19 protein-coding genes and 4 tRNA genes are annotated in these 17,899 nt (G+C 45.1%); 14 read left to right on the top strand and 9 right to left on the bottom strand.

The window, feature by feature from the left end; genetic code table 11:
• Position 1: 1 nt before the first annotated feature.
• Both FTV30_RS02700 and coaD read right to left on the bottom strand, forming a co-directional pair.
• Entirely contained in the window at positions 2-265 is a 264-nt protein-coding gene (locus FTV30_RS02700) for a YfhL family 4Fe-4S dicluster ferredoxin (protein WP_005097729.1), read from the bottom strand.
• 1 nt (position 266) lies between these two features.
• Positions 267-758 (bottom strand): pantetheine-phosphate adenylyltransferase, encoded by a 492-nt coding sequence (coaD, locus tag FTV30_RS02695; protein ID WP_100355885.1) that lies wholly within the window; start codon positions 756-758, stop codon positions 267-269.
• 139 nt (positions 759-897) lie between these two features.
• On the opposite strand from coaD, the gene smpB reads away from it, so the two are divergent.
• Positions 898-1,377, top strand: coding sequence for an SsrA-binding protein SmpB (smpB, locus tag FTV30_RS02690; protein ID WP_004280586.1), 480 nt, complete (start codon positions 898-900; stop codon positions 1,375-1,377).
• 56 nt (positions 1,378-1,433) lie between these two features.
• On the opposite strand, the gene FTV30_RS02685 is transcribed toward smpB, so the two are convergent.
• The 3 genes from FTV30_RS02685 to rluD are packed head-to-tail and all read right to left on the bottom strand — an operon-like array spanning position 1,434 to position 3,865.
• Entirely contained in the window at positions 1,434-1,994 is a 561-nt protein-coding gene (locus tag FTV30_RS02685) for a flavodoxin family protein (RefSeq protein ID WP_180000961.1), read from the bottom strand.
• A 40-nt stretch (positions 1,995-2,034) separates the two neighbouring features.
• Complete coding sequence (gene pgeF / locus FTV30_RS02680; protein ID WP_005169848.1) at positions 2,035-2,775, bottom strand: peptidoglycan editing factor PgeF; 741 nt, start codon at positions 2,773-2,775, stop codon at positions 2,035-2,037.
• A 37-nt stretch (positions 2,776-2,812) separates the two neighbouring features.
• Positions 2,813-3,865: a 23S rRNA pseudouridine(1911/1915/1917) synthase RluD gene (gene rluD / locus FTV30_RS02675; protein WP_005169846.1), complete on the bottom strand. Its 1,053-nt coding sequence runs from the start codon at positions 3,863-3,865 to the stop codon at positions 2,813-2,815.
• Positions 3,866-3,936: 71 nt separating this feature from the next.
• Between rluD and FTV30_RS02670 the strand changes: the two genes are divergently transcribed.
• Both FTV30_RS02670 and FTV30_RS02665 read left to right on the top strand, forming a co-directional pair.
• The gene (locus FTV30_RS02670) at positions 3,937-4,929 is read left to right on the top strand and encodes an outer membrane protein assembly factor BamD (protein ID WP_005097733.1); all 993 of its coding nucleotides are present in this window, start codon (positions 3,937-3,939) and stop codon (positions 4,927-4,929) included.
• Between the two features lie 193 nt (positions 4,930-5,122).
• Positions 5,123-7,036 carry a DNA primase gene (locus tag FTV30_RS02665; protein WP_180000960.1) on the top strand — a complete coding sequence of 638 codons (1,914 nt, stop codon included), beginning with the start codon at positions 5,123-5,125 and terminating at the stop codon, positions 7,034-7,036.
• Positions 7,037-7,117: 81 nt separating this feature from the next.
• Here the strand turns inward: FTV30_RS02665 and hemA are convergent, their stop codons facing one another.
• Positions 7,118-8,401, bottom strand: coding sequence for a glutamyl-tRNA reductase (gene hemA, locus FTV30_RS02660; protein ID WP_005169843.1), 1,284 nt, complete (start codon positions 8,399-8,401; stop codon positions 7,118-7,120).
• A gap of 78 nt (positions 8,402-8,479) precedes the next feature.
• On the opposite strand from hemA, the gene FTV30_RS02655 reads away from it, so the two are divergent.
• From FTV30_RS02655 to panD, 11 genes are all read left to right on the top strand, one after another.
• Positions 8,480-10,192 (top strand): tetratricopeptide repeat protein, encoded by a 1,713-nt coding sequence (locus FTV30_RS02655; protein WP_100329191.1) that lies wholly within the window; start codon positions 8,480-8,482, stop codon positions 10,190-10,192.
• 7 nt (positions 10,193-10,199) lie between these two features.
• Entirely contained in the window at positions 10,200-10,778 is a 579-nt protein-coding gene (gene lolB, locus FTV30_RS02650) for a lipoprotein insertase outer membrane protein LolB (protein ID WP_005097737.1), read from the top strand.
• A 21-nt stretch (positions 10,779-10,799) separates the two neighbouring features.
• Positions 10,800-11,627 (top strand): 4-(cytidine 5'-diphospho)-2-C-methyl-D-erythritol kinase, encoded by an 828-nt coding sequence (gene ispE, locus FTV30_RS02645; protein ID WP_035337985.1) that lies wholly within the window; start codon positions 10,800-10,802, stop codon positions 11,625-11,627.
• A 2-nt stretch (positions 11,628-11,629) separates the two neighbouring features.
• A tRNA-Gln gene (locus FTV30_RS02640) sits at positions 11,630-11,704 on the top strand.
• Positions 11,705-11,729: 25 nt separating this feature from the next.
• A tRNA-Gln gene (locus FTV30_RS02635) sits at positions 11,730-11,804 on the top strand.
• Between the two features lie 20 nt (positions 11,805-11,824).
• A tRNA-Gln gene (locus FTV30_RS02630) sits at positions 11,825-11,899 on the top strand.
• 92 nt (positions 11,900-11,991) lie between these two features.
• Positions 11,992-12,066, top strand: a tRNA-Gln gene (locus FTV30_RS02625).
• A 36-nt stretch (positions 12,067-12,102) separates the two neighbouring features.
• Entirely contained in the window at positions 12,103-13,056 is a 954-nt protein-coding gene (locus FTV30_RS02620; protein ID WP_005097740.1) for a ribose-phosphate pyrophosphokinase, read from the top strand.
• 98 nt (positions 13,057-13,154) lie between these two features.
• Positions 13,155-13,451 carry a 50S ribosomal protein L25 gene (rplY, locus tag FTV30_RS02615; protein WP_005097741.1) on the top strand — a complete coding sequence of 99 codons (297 nt, stop codon included), beginning with the start codon at positions 13,155-13,157 and terminating at the stop codon, positions 13,449-13,451.
• 18 nt (positions 13,452-13,469) lie between these two features.
• Positions 13,470-14,051, top strand: coding sequence for an aminoacyl-tRNA hydrolase (gene pth / locus FTV30_RS02610; RefSeq protein WP_074383404.1), 582 nt, complete (start codon positions 13,470-13,472; stop codon positions 14,049-14,051).
• 146 nt (positions 14,052-14,197) lie between these two features.
• Positions 14,198-14,578, top strand: coding sequence for an aspartate 1-decarboxylase (gene panD, locus FTV30_RS02605; RefSeq protein WP_180000959.1), 381 nt, complete (start codon positions 14,198-14,200; stop codon positions 14,576-14,578).
• Positions 14,579-14,647: 69 nt separating this feature from the next.
• On the opposite strand, the gene FTV30_RS02600 is transcribed toward panD, so the two are convergent.
• The 3 genes from FTV30_RS02600 to FTV30_RS02590 form a co-directional block, all read right to left on the bottom strand.
• Positions 14,648-15,220 (bottom strand): GDYXXLXY domain-containing protein, encoded by a 573-nt coding sequence (locus tag FTV30_RS02600; RefSeq protein ID WP_180000958.1) that lies wholly within the window; start codon positions 15,218-15,220, stop codon positions 14,648-14,650.
• Positions 15,217-17,022, bottom strand: a complete 1,806-nt coding sequence (locus FTV30_RS02595) for a DUF2157 domain-containing protein (protein ID WP_100329104.1) — start codon at positions 17,020-17,022, stop codon at positions 15,217-15,219. The genes FTV30_RS02600 and FTV30_RS02595 overlap by 4 nt, the downstream gene beginning before the upstream one ends.
• A 90-nt stretch (positions 17,023-17,112) precedes the next feature.
• Positions 17,113-17,679, bottom strand: coding sequence for a LysE family translocator (locus FTV30_RS02590; protein ID WP_180000957.1), 567 nt, complete (start codon positions 17,677-17,679; stop codon positions 17,113-17,115).
• Positions 17,680-17,899 lie beyond the last annotated feature (220 nt).

The following is a 17,899-nucleotide window of genomic DNA, read 5'->3' as shown; positions in this document are numbered from 1 at the left end:
ACTAATTGCTTGATGTTTTTTGAGCAGTCAGTTTTTCATACTTGGCTTGCAGCTGCTCCTGCGTTTCCGCATGGTTCGGATCCAGTGGAATACAATCCACCGGACAGAACAGCTGACATTGCGGTTGATCATGATGTCCGACGCACTCTGTACATAAATCTGGATGAATCTCATAAATGAGTTCACCCATATAAATGGCCTCATTCGGGCATACAGGTTCACAGACATCACAATTAATACATTCATCGGTGATATATAAAGACACGCTACCAACCTTGTTGAAGTTTATGCTCGAAGGCAGCAACCACGTTTGGTGGTACAAACTTGGTCACATCACCTCTTAATCGAGCAATTTCACGCACCAAAGTGGATGAAATAAAAGAATATTGCTCTGAAGGAGTTAAAAATACCGCTTCAAAGTGGGAGTCAAGCTGACGGTTCATATTGGCCAGCTGAAATTCATACTCAAAATCGGACACTGCACGCAAACCACGCAGTACAGCCGTCGCTTTTTGTTCACGAAAGAAATTGACCAGCAAACCATCAAAACCTACAAATTCAACATTGTCCAAATGACTCAATGACTCTTTTGCCAGGGCAACACGCTCTTCCAGACTAAATACCGGATTTTTATGATGACCGATGGCAATCGCCACAACGACCTCATCAAACATTCGCGCTGCGCGGGTTACCAAATCAATATGTCCATTGGTAATTGGATCAAAAGTCCCCGGATAAATCACACGAGTTTTAGACATCCATTTGTACTCTGTTTGTTATGTAGAATCTTATTTTAGCAAAAACTTGTTTTTTTGGTGAATAATCCTCATTAATTTAAAAAACTTCACCTTATTTCTAGTTGCGGTACAATAGCAGCACGTTTGGAAGTATCAGATTATGGCGAAAGCATCTATTGTAGTAAAAAAAAATAATGGCGGTACCATTGCACTGAATAAACGTGCCCGCCACGATTATTTTATTGAAGAGAAATTTGAAGCGGGGCTGTCATTAAAGGGCTGGGAAGTCAAATCAATGCGTGCCGGTCGTATGACCATTGTAGAAAGCTATATTACCTTTAAAAATGGTGAAGCTTTCCTGTTTGGTGCGCAAGTTCAGCCTTTGCTGAGTGCTTCAACACACGTGGTGCCTGAAGCGACCCGTACCCGAAAACTGTTGTTGAATCGCCGTGAAATTGAAAAGCTGATGGGCGCGATTAACCAGAAAGGTTATTCCTGCGTGCCACTGGCCTGTTACTGGAAAGGCCCGCATGCCAAGCTGGAAATTGCACTGGTCAAAGGTAAGCAGCTCCATGACAAACGTGCCACTGAAAAAGACCGTGACTGGCAACGTGATAAAGCGCGAATTTTCCATAAATAATGGATCAATACTTGAATATAAAAACCTCCAGCATGTGGAGGTTTTTTTATCACTGACTAAGCTGGATGATTTAAGCGCGCCAGTGTCAAAGCAATATATTCGCCAAACCAGAGCGCGGTTTTTAAATCCCCTTCAGGTGGGGTGACTTCTACCGGTGCATTGTCCGACTGGGTCATCAGCCCCAAAAAGCTCGACATACGATTCAGATCAGTCACGGCACGACCTGTCGGCATCAAGGGCAAACCGCTCCACAACATACCATGCTGCATCGCAAACAGGTTGATTTGCTGCAACACTGCCAGTTTGTCGCCACTAAGCCCGCCACCATTGGTAAAAGCTGCTGCCAGTTTGCCCTGCCAGCTACGCGCCAGCCAGCGCTTGGATGACTGCTCCATAAACAGCTTCATGGCAGAGGTCAGGCTTCCCATATAGGTCGGACAACCAAAGACAATCGCATCTGCGGCATCTAGCACATCCCAATCAATATGTTCGACATTCATCATATGCACCTGAACACCGGTTTCCCGTGCACCATCGGCAATAAAATTTGCCACTTTAGCCGTGTGTCCATAAAGACTGTGATAAACAATCGCAACAGATTTGGAAGATAGGGACATAATGCTCAAAAGCCAAAAAATTCAGTTAAGTTTAACATTTTCATGCCATAAACACGAATGTCGCCATACGACCCGTTTTAGGCTCACGGCGATAAGAAAAATATTCATCCGCCTGACGATAAGAACACTGATCCCCGCCCAATACGGTATGTATCCCATGTTGTCGCAAGATATAACGCGCAATCGCATACAGGTCGGCATAATATTTACCCGCCTGCTCGCCCACCTGAAATGCACTGTCCAGTTCAGGATATTTACTGCAAAAAGCCACTTTCACCTCAGTGCCAATTTCAAAACAGGGCTGACTGATGGCTGCACCAAGCCAGGCCCAGGTCGGCGGAGTCTGCATGGCCGCAATGGTATTTTCGATAATACCACCGGCCAGACCACGCCAACCGGCATGCAAATTGGCAACTTCCGTACCATCGGCATTACCTAACACCACCGGCAAACAGTCTGCGGTCATCATCATCAGGGCATGCGCTTTGCGCTGCGTCACCAGACCATCGCCGACCAATGCCTCAAAGGGTATCTGTTCATTAATGCTATGACAGATGGTGCTATGCGTCTGGGTCATCCAGGTAATTTTATCTACGCCAAAGGCAGCGAAATCTTGCAGTAAAGCCATACGATGCTGTTGTACCCGCTGCGCATCATCCTGCACATGCAAGGCCAGATTAAAACCTGCAAGCTCAGGCTGCATGGATGGCTGTACTTTCGCATGATGAACGCGGGTCTGACCCACATACACACCTTGTGGAAGTCCTGGTACAAATTGCATCTCGATTCCTTGCTTTGACGCGAGCTAAATAAAAAAATTAATAGGCTTTGTTTTCGGTGCGCAGCACTTCAATCAGATTGGCAAAATCTTCCGGCCACGGCGCTTCAAAGGTCATTTCTTCTTTGCTACGCGGATGGGTCAGACCGAGTTTTGCTGCATGCAAGGCCTGACGTTTAAAGCCACGTAAAGTATCATCTAATAATTGTGATGCACCTGCCGGCATACGTACACGCGGCATATACACCTGATCACCAATCAGGCCAAAGCCGATATAGCTAAAATGCACACGAATCTGGTGGGTACGTCCGGTTTCAAGACGGGCTTGAACACGGGTGAAATGCTGGAAGCGCTCTTTGACGTTATAATGCGTTACTGCATCTTTACCGCCCGGAAGCACAGTCATTTTCACGCGATCCACCGGATGGCGTTTGATCGGTTCATCAATGGTACCGCCAGCAATAATATTGCCATATACCACCAGATCATACAGACGATACACTGATTTTTTCTCAAGCTGTTTGCTGAGAGAGAACTGTGATTCCAGATTTTTCGCGACGACCAACAAACCACTGGTGTCTTTATCAATACGGTGTACCAGACCGGCACGTGCCAGTTCAGCCGATTTTGGATAATGATGTAACAAAGCATTCACCAAAGTACCCGATGTATTGCCTGCGCCCGGATGCACAACCATGCCGACAGCTTTGTTAATGACGATAATGTCATCATCTTCATAGATGATGTCCAGTGGAATATCTTCCGGCAGGTTTCGCGTTTGCGCTTCAAGCTCGACATTTAAGGTCAGGATTTCAAAACCATCACTTTTAAATTTCGGCTTGACCGGTTGACCATTCACCAATAAATTGCCATCTTTGATCCATTGCTTTAATTTTTCTCGGGAAAAATCGCTCCAGACCATCGCGGCAATCTGGTCGATCCGTTGCCCGATATAAGTTTCATCCAGTTGAAATTGCAACGATAAACGTGTTGCAGTTGCTTCTGAAGTATGGTTATCTGCATCCTCAGAATCTTCAAGTAAATTGAAATCAGTATCAGGGATATTAGAATTGGAAGATTGTGCTTGACTCATTTGCTCATTCAGACAAAAGTGGTTTAATAGTGCAATTGTAGCTCATTGCCCGTATTAACAGAGGAATTTTTATGTCGCTACCACATTATAAAATGACAATGCTTGCCCTCACGATTGGCATTGCATCGGCAATGGTAGGCTGTAGCAGTAATCCCAAAAAAGAAGTCGTGGATAAAGGTCCTGAATCTAGCGAGCAAGTTTATATTCAAAAAGCACAGAAAGCGCTAGATCGTAATCAATATACCGATGCCGCAAAACAGCTAGAAGCACTGGAAACCTATTTCCCGACCAGTCAGTATGCTCCGCAAGCGCAGCTTGAACTGTTATATGTAAAATTTCAGCAAAAAGATTATGAAGGTGCAGTGGCACTGGCAGAGCGCTTTATCCGTCTGAATCCACAACATCCAAATGTCGACTATGCTTACTATGTACGCGGCGTATCCAATATGGAGCAGAACTATAATGGTCTGCTGCGTTATACCTCGCTGAAACAGTCGCATCGTGATGTCAGCTATCTGAAAGTGGCTTATCAGAATTTTGTCGATTTCATTCGCCGCTATCCGTCTAGCACCTATGCGGTCGATGCAGCGCAGCGCATGAAATTTATCGGTCAGGAACTGGCTGAGCATGAAATGAATGCGGCACGCTTTAATTTAAAACGTAAAGCCTATCTGGCTGCGGTTGAACGTGCACAATGGGTGGTGGAACATTATCCACAAACCCCTCAGATTCCAGAAGCACTGGCAACGATTGCCTATGGCTATGATCAACTGGGTGATAAAGCAACCTCTCAGCAATATGTTGATGTGTTAAAGCTGAATTATCCAAATCTGGTGAAATCTGATGGTACGGTCAACTTGCGTGCAGCACGTAGCGAAAGCAGTTTCTTTAACCGTGCCACACTGGGTATTTTTGGTAAAGAAGCCAAGACGGTGACTGACAACAATGCAGAGTCGGATGCGCCAGAAACTGAAAAGCGCAGCCTGACCAATCGTGTATCTTTTGGTTTGCTTGATCGTCCTAAAAATACCGAAGCAGAGCAACCTGAACCGACTGCCGAATAAGCCGACTGTCGCAGGTGCATTTTCTTTAAGGGCAAGGTATCATACTTGCCCTTTTGCTTTGTCCCGGCCAGGCTTGAACAAATCGTGCAAAAGGTATACAAAGGAAGTTAAAAAGAATTGACCTGAATCAGTTGAATCCTATTGATTCAATCACTTAAACCTTAGATACGCAGCACGAGAAGCTCAGCAGATTATGGCAATTCCTCAACATACGATTGATCAGATTCTCGATCGCACCGATATTGTCGATGTGATTGGTCAATTCGTGAAACTGAAAAAAACTGGCCGTACCTATTCGGGCTGCTGTCCTTTCCATCAGGAAAAATCGCCCTCTTTTCACGTCTATCGTGACAAACAATATTTTCACTGTTTTGGCTGTCAGGCCAATGGCAACGCCATCCGTTTTTTAATGGACATTGGTAGCCGTAATTTCGTCGAAGTGATGAAAGACCTGTCCAGTCAGACCGGCATTGAACTGCCAAAAGACAATACTGATTCCAATAAATTAAAATACAAACGGGAAGCCGCCAAACCGAAAATAGTCGCTGCGACCAAAGTTGAGAATACGCAAGCTCCGCAACGCCCAGCACAAGAACATTCTGTGTCGGATGCTTCTTTTGATCCATTTGCAGAGTTTCAGGCCTCCGAACAGGATTTCTACGGCGACCCTTTTGCTGCTTTTGAGCACATGCCAATGGCCGAAGTTCAGCAAGACGGCAACTTATACGACCTGCTGGAAAATATTGCGCAGTTCTATGAACGCCAGTTACCCAACAGTTCCAGTGCACAGCAATATTTCAAGCAACGTGGCCTGACTGCAGAAACCATTGCCTATTGGCGCTTAGGTTATGCACCTGAAGACTGGCAACATCTGGAAAAAGCCTTTCCTCAGGATATCGAAGGCCTGAAACTACTGGGGCTAATTCGTACCAGCGACAGTGGCCGTGATTTCGACCTGCTGCGAGAGCGGGTAATTTTCCCGATTCGTGATACCAAGGGTCGTGTGGTCGGCTTTGGTGGCCGTGCGCTCAATGACGAGATCAAGCCCAAATACATCAACTCGCCAGACTCTGAAGTTTTCCATAAGAACCAGTTGCTTTATGGGCTGTATGAAGGCAGAAAGCAGAAAGCCCAGGAATGGCTGATGGTCGAAGGCTATATGGATGTGATTGCATTGCAGCAATACGGCATTCATGGCGCAGTCGCGACACTGGGAACTGCCAGTAATACCGACCATCTGAACATTCTGTTTAAGCAGAACAACCGGATTACCATTGCCTTTGATGGCGATGCTGCCGGTCAAAAAGCCGCACGCCGAACGCTGGACATTGCCCTGCCATTACTCAGTGATGGCCGTGAGCTGAAATTCTTTGTTTTGCCTGCTGACCATGACCCGGACTCCTTGATCCGCCGTGAAGGCATCGAAAACTTTAGACGCTTGCTGGATCAGGCGCCGCTGATGTCGGACTTCGTGTTTGCCCATCTGACCCAAAATCAGGAAATCACTACCCCTGAAGGTAAAAGTCAGGTCATGGGTGAACTGAAAAATCTGACCGAATTATTGCCTAAACATGGCTCATTCCGCTATTTGCTGCAGCAATTTTTCCGCGAAAAACTGGGCTTTAACCGTAAATGGCAACCCAAGGTTAATACCGATGCATCCTTAAGTTTTAGCACCAAAATTGATGCTGAAGAATATGTGATTGCAATTTTGATGAATCATCCCTATTTGTATATTCATTTTGAACCACTGCGTGCGCTGGTATCTGAAGATCAGCTGCTGTTTAAAATCCTAAATATTCTGAATGTGATTTTTGATGACCTGCCGGATGATCCTGAACTCTCGATCTATTATGTTTTAGGTGCCTGTGCAGTACATCATCATGAATTACAGCATATTCTACAACATGCCAATGTGAGCGATTATACCTCTTCACCTGAACAGGCCGACAAACTGGCGGCAGACTTCTCGACCAAGCTGCAATATCAGTGTCTGAAAAACAAGATAAAATCGAAAAAATTTAGCAGCATTGCAGAAATGAAGAATCTGAAAATGCAGATTTACGAAATTGATAAAAAACGCTCCATGACCTTATTGGACGATTAACAGTTTTAAATCGCTTCAAATAAAAATAAGGCGTTTATCTCTAAACGCCGTTCTTCAAAATAGCTATTGTTAAAGAGCTCGCTAATGTTTGGTCTTGCGGCGTGTATCAACTACCTCTTGCAAGGTATCGCGCATCATTTCAAAACAGCTTGGATCTTCCGCCTTGGCCGCCTCACGCAGCACAATAGAAGTCGGATGTAAGAGTTTCTGTGTCAGGCGGTGCGAAAACTCAGCCATAACCATTTCTGCTTTTTCACCCTGGGCAATACGTTGCAGCGCCAATGCCAGTTCTTCCTGCCGCAACTCTTCACCATGGTCACGATAAGCATGAATGGTGGCCCCGGCCTGCTTGACCTTTTGCTGGGTCATCAGTTCTGTTGCGAGCTGATTCACCATAACTTCGGCTTCAACCGCAGCCTGACGACGATGCGCCAGATTTTCCTCAATCACGCTTTGCAGATCATCGACGCCATACAGATATACCCCATCAAGTTTTTCAACTTTAGGATCGATATCACGTGGCACGGCCAGATCGACTAACAACATTTGCTGATAACGGCGTTTTTTCAGTGCCGCTTTGATATCTGCAAAATGAATCACCTGATGCAGACTGCCGGTACAACTGGAAATCACATCGGCGCGATGCAGATTGTCTGCCAGCTGGTCAAAGTCAATAATTTCTACTTCTACCCGATGCGCAATTTCCTGCGCCAGAATGTCTGCACGTTCTCGGGTACGGTTACAGATAATAATCTTGCCCACACCCATTTCTGCGAGATGCTTGGCGACCAGACTGTTCATCTCCCCGGCTGCTACCACCATAATGGTGAGCTTGTCTGGATGACTAAATACCTGTAGGGCCAACTGTGCAACCGCATAGCCCATCGATACCGCATGACTGCCGACAGCAGTCTCGGAACGAACCCGTTTGGCCGCATAAAAGGCATATTCAAAAATTCGGTTTAAACTGCGTGACACCGTCTGGGAGTCTTTGGCAAGAGAAAGTGCATTTTTGACTTGTCCCAGAATCTGCGGTTCACCCAGCATCAGTGAATCCAGACCACTGGCGACACGCATCAAGTGCGTCACGGCTTGGGCATTTTCATAACGATAGACATGATTTTGCAGTTGTTTGACATCCACCCCATTTTTTTGGGCGAGCCAGTTCAGCACCATGTCGACATTGTCAGACATCGCGTAAACTTCGGTTCGGTTACATGTAGACACCACCACCATGTCGTTTAATTCAGGGTGTTGGCTTTGCTCGGCAAGAATGGCACTTAACTTTTCAGGGTTAAACGCAACTTGTTCCCGCAGTTCTACAGAGGCAGTTTGATGGTTGACACCCAATGCAAAGAAAGACATATCAGGTCATCATTTCAATAAATTTATGCTATTGTGCAATATCGGTGTCATAAAAAGCATTACTTGGATCAAGAAAAATTGCGTCAAACAATCAGCCGTATCAACGGCCCTACAATTAAGCAATATTCTACCACATTCCTATTGGTGGGTAGCATGGCTTCAACTGCTCATCTTTATGCAGCGGAAGCAGTTTACCATGCAAATCAAAATTATGATGCCATAAAACAAAGTATGATGGCCGAGTTTGCCATTGCCGCACATGACATTCCGACTGCTTTGCACAACTATACGGTTCTGGCAATCAAGAGCAATTCCACCACGGTCAAGCAGCGTGCACTGAATGTTGCATTGGAACATGATGATTTACAGGCAGCCCTCGATATCTCGACCCACTGGGTGGTACAGGAGCCGCAGGATGTCCCCGCCTTATTTTATTTATCCCATATTGCCCTGAAAGCGCATGAGTATGAGCTGGCGGCAGAGACCTTAGAGAAAATCCTGCAAATTGATGACAGTGCCGATCTGGAAGAAATTCTCGCTGGGATTTCACCTGAAGGCACAGAAGACCGCAGCTATCTGATTCAGGCTTTAAGCACCACCAAAGCCAGAGACAATCCGTCTATTCTGGTGCTGGTGGCCGGTCTGGAAGCACAAAATGGTCAGCTGGAACAGGCTTTAAATACCATTAACCGTGCTCTAAAAAAACGTCCGAATGCGACTGGTTATATCCTGATGAAAGCCAATCTGCTGAATGCTCTCGACGATCCAGAGGAAACTCTGCAATGGTATGAAAAATCCAGCCGTAAACACCGTAACAATCTGGATGTGCGTCTGGCCGAAGTCAAATATCTGGTCAAGCTCAATGAATCGACTTTAGCGCTAAAAAAACTGCAGGATATTCTAAAAAAATGGCCAACGGCTGAAGAAGCCTTGTTTATTGCCGGACTGACCAGTATTGATCTGGAAGAATACGAGAAGGCCGAAAAACATCTGGTCGAACTGCGTTATTCTGCACAGTATCAAAATGAAGCCTATTATTATCTGGCAGTGAATGCTGAACGCAAACAGCATTATGAAACCGCCAAAGCCTATTATCGTCTGGTCGATGGCAGTCTGTACACCGTCTCGCGTCGTAACATGATCTCGATTTTTGCCCAGCAGGATAAGCTGCATGATGCGCTGCGTTTCTTGACTCAGGAACGGGTGAATTATCCGCAACATGCCAGCTTTTTATATCTGGCCCAGGCAGATATTTTAACGCGTATGCAGAATAAAAAAGCCGCGATCCGCCTGCTAGAAGAAGCCAGCAAAAACCTGCCGGATGATCCGGAACTGGTTTATGCACAAGTGCTATTGCTAGATCCACATCAGGATCGCAACAAGCTGGATGAATTGCTGGCAAATTTACTCAAGATTGAACCGAATAGTCCGACCTATCTGAATGCCTATGCCTATACCCTGGCAATGCAGAACCGGCGTCTGGAAGAAGCGCGCCGCTATGTCGAACAGGCACTGGAATATGCACCGGAACAGGCTTCCATTCTGGATACCTATGGTTATATCTGTTATTTACAGAATGACTTTGCCACGGCTGCAGATGTGTTATACAAAGCGTATCAACTCAATCCAAGCGTGAAGATTGGGGTACGTTATGCGCGTTCGTTGTACATGAATGGTGATATACAACACTTCCATCAAGTGTTACAACAATTACAACAAAACCATCCAAATGACCCCGAATTAAAACAACTTAATTCGCTATTGTTAGCACCACAAAACCAAACGAGTTAATTCTTTTATGCGCAATTTAAGCCAATTGGGCTGCTGTGCCTTTGCAGCAACTGCTTTATTCTTAACTGGCTGTCAGCAGATGATCAATCCGCAAACGCCAGTGACACCTTCTGTACAGGCAGATAATCAATTCCAGCTGCAAGGTAAAATTGGTGTGCGCACACCGCAACAGACCGGCAGTGCATTCTTTACCTGGGTACAACAGCAAGAAGAATTTGATATTGAGCTGAGTGGCATTTTAGGTGTGGGCAAAACCCAGATTTCCGGCACGCCCGGCCAAGTCACATTAAACAGTGCTAAAACGGGTGTGATTCAGGCGGCCAGTGCCGAAGAATTACTGCAACGCGCCACAGGCTGGCAAGCACCGATCAGCTATTTAGTGGACTGGGTACAGGCCCGCCCTGCGACAACGACTGCCAAATTGCAAAAAGATGATACACAGCGGATTAGCCAGATTATTGAACAGGGCTGGACGGTCGATCTCAATTACAATGCGCAGGCAAAAATGCCAAACCGCTTGATTTTAAAGCAGTCACTTGAAAATGGTGCGGAAAACCGTATTACAATGATCATTGAAAACCGTTAATTGACCTGATGTTAGCCCATGATGATTCGTGTTCCCTCGCCTGCTAAACTGAATTTGTTTTTACATATTACCGGTCGCCGTGAAAATGGCTATCACGAGCTGCAAAGCATTTTTCAGCTGATTGATCTGTATGACTGGCTGGAGTTTGAACAAACAGATAATCAACACATCCAGATTGAAGGGCTGGCCTCAGTCGATCTGGAACAAAATTTAATCTATCGTGCGGTACAACTGTTGAAGCCCTATGCTCAAACACTGACCGGGCTAAAGATTCGTCTGGAAAAAAATATCCCGATGGGTGCTGGACTCGGTGGCGGTTCGTCGAATGCAGCCACCACCCTGATTGTGCTGAACCAGCTCTGGCAGTGCGGTTTAAATATCGAGCAACTGGCAGATCTCGGAGTCAAGCTGGGTGCAGATGTACCGATATTTGTACATGGTCGAAATGCCTGGGCTGAAGGCATTGGCGAACACTTAACATTCATAGACTTAGATCAAAAACAATTCATTGTGTTAAAACCTGACTGTTTTATCAGCACTCAACTGCTTTTTTCGCAAAAAGCATTGACAAGAGACACGAAGAGCACTAAATTTTGCGCCTATCAGCAAACGCCATCTGATTTTGGAAATAACTTTGAGCCACTGGCTCGATCCTTATATCCTGAAGTCGATGAAGCGATGCAATATCTCGACCAGTTCGGTATTGCAAAACTTACAGGTACAGGTGCTTGTGTGTTTATTGAAGTCACTGAAAATCTGAATATCGAAGATATTCTTGCAAATGCACCATGTAAAGCTTACCTGGTCAACAGTTTACAAGAATCACCTTTAGTTCAGTTTAAAGTGTAGATAGGGGTATCGCCAAGTGGTAAGGCACCGGGTTTTGATCTCGGCATCCGTTGGTTCGAATCCAGCTACCCCTGCCATTTTCACCTGTAGATGTACTGTATTAGGGGTATCGCCAAGTGGTAAGGCACCGGGTTTTGATCTCGGCATCCGTTGGTTCGAATCCAGCTACCCCTGCCATCTTACAGTTCATCAAATTTAGGGGTATCGCCAAGTGGTAAGGCACCGGGTTTTGATCTCGGCATCCGTTGGTTCGAATCCAGCTACCCCTGCCATTTTCTCGAAAAAAGACAGAACACTCATTTGCTGTAAGACTGTTAATTTACCTTGACACTTTACCGTAAAAATATTAAAGTTCTGCCGCATTAGGGGTATCGCCAAGTGGTAAGGCACCGGGTTTTGATCTCGGCATCCGTTGGTTCGAATCCAGCTACCCCTGCCATCTATTCCCATATATCCCAACCGCCAAGGGTGCTTCATGCCCAATCTTGTCGTTTTTAGTGGATCTGCGCATCCACAATTCGCTCAAAAAGTCGTAAGTCACTTACATATTCCTCTAGGCGCTGCCTCTGTAGGTCAGTTCTCTGATGGTGAAATCGCTGTCGAGATTACTGAAAACGTTCGTGGTAAAGACGTATTCGTCGTGCAACCTACTTGTGCTCCTACTAACGATAACCTGATGGAAATCTTAGTCATGGCTGACGCTTTGCGTCGTGCAAGTGCAGGTCGTATTACTGCCGTGATTCCTTACTTTGGTTATGCTCGTCAAGACCGTCGTCCACGTTCAAGCCGTGTGCCAATTACTGCTAAAGTCGTTGCAGACATGCTGACGACTGTAGGTATTGACCGCGTTGTGATGATTGATCTTCATGCTGACCAGATCCAAGGTTTCTTCGATATCCCTGTAGACAACATCTACGGTACACCAGCGCTACTTGCTGACTTACGTCAGCAGTCACATCACAACCTGATGGTGGTTTCACCTGACGTCGGTGGTGTGGTTCGTGCACGTGCTGTTGCGAAACAAATGGGTGATATCGATCTTGCAATCATCGATAAGCGTCGTCAAAAAGCGAATGAATCACAAGTGATGCATTTGATTGGCGATGTGAAAGATCGTGATTGTGTCATCGTCGATGACATGGTAGATACTGCAGGCACTTTATGCAAAGCAGCTGATGCATTGAAAACTTTCGGTGCTCGCAAGGTTGTTGCTTATGCAACGCATCCAGTACTTTCTGGTAAAGCATTAGAAAACTTAAGACATTCTGTGATTGATGAGTTGGTGGTTTGTGACACCATCCCACTTTCAGATGAAGCTTTAGCACTGGGCAAGATTCGCCAGGTTTCCGTAGCCAGCATGGTTGCCGAAACGATTCGTCGCATTAACAACGAAGAATCTATTAGCGCAATGTTCGATTCTTATCTATAATAGAGCGCTGAATTTTCAAAGCCCTGCCATTTGGTAGGGCTTTTACTCACTAGACTGGTCGCAAGTCTGGTTCATTTAACTTAAATAGGATGTCTATCATGGCAAACTTCGTATTAAACGCAGCAGCACGTGAAGAAGCAGTTCAAGGGAAAGGTTCGAGCCGCCGCCTTCGTCTTCAAGCTAAAGTTCCTGCAATCATCTACGGTGGCGAAGCTGCTCCTGTAGCTGTTACTCTTGAGCTTCGTCAGCTTGTTAAATTTTTAGAAAATAACTCTTTCTTTGAAGAAGTTATCGAAATTGATGTAGACGGTAAAGTTGAAAGCGTAAAAATCCAAGCCTTACAACGTCACCCAGCTAAAAACACGCCTATGCACGCTGACTTTAAACGCGCATAAGTGTTAATGGTGTAATTAGTGTCAAATATTTCACTGATTGTTGGTTTGGGCAACCCAGGTTCTGAGTATGCCCAAACCCGCCATAATGCAGGGGCCTGGTTCGTAGAACGCCTTGCAGAGCAATATGGCATTACCCTCAAGAAAGACCCGAAATTCAATGGATTTAGTGGTCGTGGCAATATCGAAGGTCAAGACGTTCGTCTTCTTCTACCTACAACCTTTATGAACCTTTCCGGTAAAAGTGTTGTTCCTTTTGCCAAATTCTACAATATCGCACCTGAATCGATCCTGATTGCCCATGATGAACTGGATATGAATCCTGGTGTCATTCGCCTGAAAACGGGTGGTGGTCACGGTGGTCATAATGGTCTACGCGATATCGTGCCGCATATTGGTTCAAACTTCCATCGCCTGCGTATTGGAATCGGCCATCCTGGTGCCAAAGACCGTGTTTCTGGTCATGTGCTCAGTAAAGCGCCCAGCAGCGAACAAAAGTTAATGGATGATGCAATTTCACATGCGCTCGCACGTACCAAAATGCTGGTGAATGCAGAAGTACAGCAAGCCATGAATCAAATTAATGCCTATAAGCCTAACTGATCATTCAAAAATCGCTGGACAATTCTGCTTGTCAGAAAGATCATTTAAGCGCAAAATGCGCAAGCCTACCCACTTATCCAGTGTCGTAGAAATTGATTCAACCATATGATGATCAAAGTCTTAGTTCAACTCAGGGGACGCTAGCCATGCTATCTCGTTTATTAAAATGCAAAATTCACCGCGCTCACGTTACACATGCAGAATTACACTATGAAGGTTCATGTGCAATTGATGGCGTTTTGATGGATTTAGCTGGCATTCGCGAATACGAAGAAATTCATGTGTGGAACGTGACCAATGGTAAACGTTTTGCAACTTATGCCATTCGTGGCGAAGATAATTCAGGCATCATTTCAGTCAATGGTGGCGCTGCACATCAAGCCGATGTAGGCGATATCATCATTATTGCAACTTTTGGTGATTTCACTGAAGCTGAAGCAAATGCACATCAGCCACGCTTGGTCTATACAAATCCAAACAATACCGTCAGCCATACTGCCAACTGTATTCCGGTACAAGTCGCTTAAGTCGATGCGACCAGATTCCCAAAGCTCGCACCTCGCGGGCTTTTTTATGGCCAGAATGACTAAATATAATTAACTGCCCTGCCGCCAGCTTTTAGAACTTTCACAATTTAGGGGCTTTAAATGGGAGTCAACAAGATTAACCAGTAAAGCCTTTCCATTTTCCTTAAGCTTAAGTTCGGCAAATTTGGCATTGCGATAACACGGCTCTAGGCCTTCGGCGAATAAAAAACTATTGGCCGCCGGATATAAAGCTTCAAAACTATTGCGTGGATTCTTTAACAGCAGTTTTACGGAAGATGCCGGATGAACTTGTAACAGACGCGGATCAAAACTGCTTCGTATCACTCGTCGTTGTGCATCCAAGCGTACATAGCTCACGATCTGAGACCGATCTTTAAAATCCTGAATAGTGATATCTGAACCTGTTTGATTCAGGGCAGTTTCATCAGCATCCAGACCAGCAAAATGCAACTGATAGTTCAGCGCCATATAATCGCCCTGCAAAATCGAACGCGGATCGACGGGCGCCAACTTAACAAAAATACTCTGACTATTTCTTAAATGCCATTCATGCTGGATAATTAAGCCCACAAATAAGGCAATACTAAAAATACTCAGGTGTAGCACCCAGAACTTTTTCATGAGGCTACTCCTGTTTTCGACTGAAATTTCGGTGAGCTCAACACATAAGCCAGAAGCAAAACCAGCAGACCTGAAGCAAAGATACTGACACTCTTAAATAAAAAGCTGAGTCCCAGATTGTAATACAGCAACCATAACCAGAAGATCAGTAACAGAACCAATAAGGCCTGCATCAATCGCTGTTGATTGACCATCGCCCAGGCCATAAGTACCAGAATGATGAAAATTTCAAAATAGCCCAGTGCAATCAGTAAAATGCCTACGGCAGGAATCAGCCAGAGTGGTGTCAGCGAAAATTGCTTCAGATGTATTCCGATAAAACTCAGCAGCCATACTGCGGGTAAAATATAGAAAACAATTGCTTCATCTATACCGCGCGGATGCAGTTGCTGCGCTACGCCAAATTGCAACAGACATTGAAAAATAGCCGTTGCTGCCAAAATACTGATCATCCACAGATTCACACTTTTGGCATAAGCTGAAGCAAGCCAGTGTCTTGCAGTGAGTAAAGCCACGGTCAGCACACTGTAATTCAACAGCATGATCCATGTGATCAGGCGATGGTCATGAGAAAATGGGTGCTGCTCGATTAAAACTGCAATTCCCAACGCATGAGCCAGTAATAACTGTAATAGCAGCACCAGCCAATGCATGCGATTCATGATACTTAGCAACGTAATACCGATTTGTATCAGCCAGATCAGCAATAAACTATCTGTCAACAATTCGGTATGAATCAGGACAGCAGCCTGACCGCAAACCCACAAACAATAAGCCAGTTGCCGCAGAAAAACTGAAGGCTTGCTATGAATCAGCCACCAGGCAATCCCGATAAAGATTAGCCCCATCAGGATGGATAAACTTTCCCAATAGGTCAGCAACAGCATGGCCAGTATCACACCAGCAATCCATGCGCCCAGCGCCAGTGGAATGACCGAAAACCGGCTCTGGGGTAACAGCTTTATCAGCAGCGCACTAATCGCCGCAAACCAGCCAAAGATGAGCAAAGCCAGCACCAATAAGCCTGCAGCTGAATTTTGCAAATATTGGTCTGTGAGATCAAAAATCAGAATGCTAAAACTCAGTGCCAGCCCTGCAACCAGCAAACTGGTTTCCAGCTGTTGCTGCCGAGTATAGAAATAAGCACTAAATAACAGTGCTAAGACCAGTACCGAAGCCAAATACCAGATCGAATTCGAGTCGATAAATCGAAACATGCTGAATACCGAAATGAGTACCACCACGGCAATCAACAGATAGCGTAAAACCGGATAATAGCGTAATGCATAGATCAGACTCAGTCCGGTCAACAGATTAAGACTGAGCAGATAGGCAGTTTCAGCACGCACCAACCAAAAGCTTTGTTTAAAATAAAAATAAAGCGCCAGCTGGCTGACCACGCAAAATAATGCAAACACACCAATATTCGGTCGATACAGCCAAGGCAAAAGTAACAATGCCCAAAGCAAAAATAGTTGATAACTGTCCGCGCCAGTCTGATAGATCTGCCCAATCACCGCCAGACTTAAGCCCAGCATTAAACCCGATACAGTATCCAGACTTTGTCTTAACTTTTCTCGCGCAGCAAAATGCACACTCAGCAATGCCGAACCCAGCAATAAAACTTGCGGCATAAACAACTGGACAAATTTCGGCAGCATCCACCAGTTTGCTGCCAGCAGATACACGATACTGACAGCGATCAGCGCGAGTCCAATGATTTGAAGAATCTGAATAACAGCAGGTTGAATAAATAACAGCGGTGAGAATGGATGATCGGGCTTGGTTACTGTTTTAGACATGCTGATCTGTTCAATTTTTATTTGATTTTACCTTAGCATGATTTTTAGCGCATATGCCAGGCAGGAACCTTACAACTGTGCAGTACTTTTTTAAATCAGGATCTGATAAATGCCGTAAAGAGCAATGATCAGCAGAATGAGACCACACAAGGCCAGCAAATGCGGATACAACCGAGAACGGGATAAACGGTTAAAACCCAAATACACCACCGACAGGGTCAGGAAATCCAGCACGATCCAGCTCAAGGTTAAGATTATGAGACTCAAATCGAGATCAGATGTAATACCAATAAACTGCGGGAAAAAAGCCGCAAAGAAAATAATATCTTTGGGATTGGAAATACCGACCAGAAAACCCTGCTGAAAGCCGCCACGTACCGGAGATAACTTCTTTTGAGTTGACTCTGCTTGCTGGAAAATCACCTCCCGAAATATTTGCAGCCCCAGATAACCAATATACAGACAACCCAGCAACTTGATGGCATCCAGCCACTGTTCATTAATGACCAGCAAGCCTTTCAGGCTTAATATCGATAAAGCAATCAATATCAATGAAGCGAAATTGGTGCCAAAAATAGTTCTTAAAGCCGCAGCATAACCGCCTTTTAGACCGGCACTGGCCACCAGCAACATCACCGGACCAGGCGTGGCGATCATTACCACAACAGCCAGACAATACAAGAGTGATTGATAGTAAATAATTATATTGACAAATATAGTCAAACATATACAATTTAGGTATTAAATTTTAAAAAAACTTGCAATGAAATACTTGACTGAAAGCTTAAAGAAAGTAGAGCAAGACCTTGCTTATTTTGTATCCCCTGAAAATAAAGATGGGTTTATTAAGGAATTTGCATCATGGGTCTATGGTGAG

The sequence above is a fragment of the Acinetobacter sp. YH12255 genome (assembly GCF_013417355.1).
Taxonomy (GTDB): domain Bacteria; phylum Pseudomonadota; class Gammaproteobacteria; order Pseudomonadales; family Moraxellaceae; genus Acinetobacter; species Acinetobacter pseudolwoffii.
This window is presented reverse-complemented; position numbering and strand designations above follow the sequence as displayed.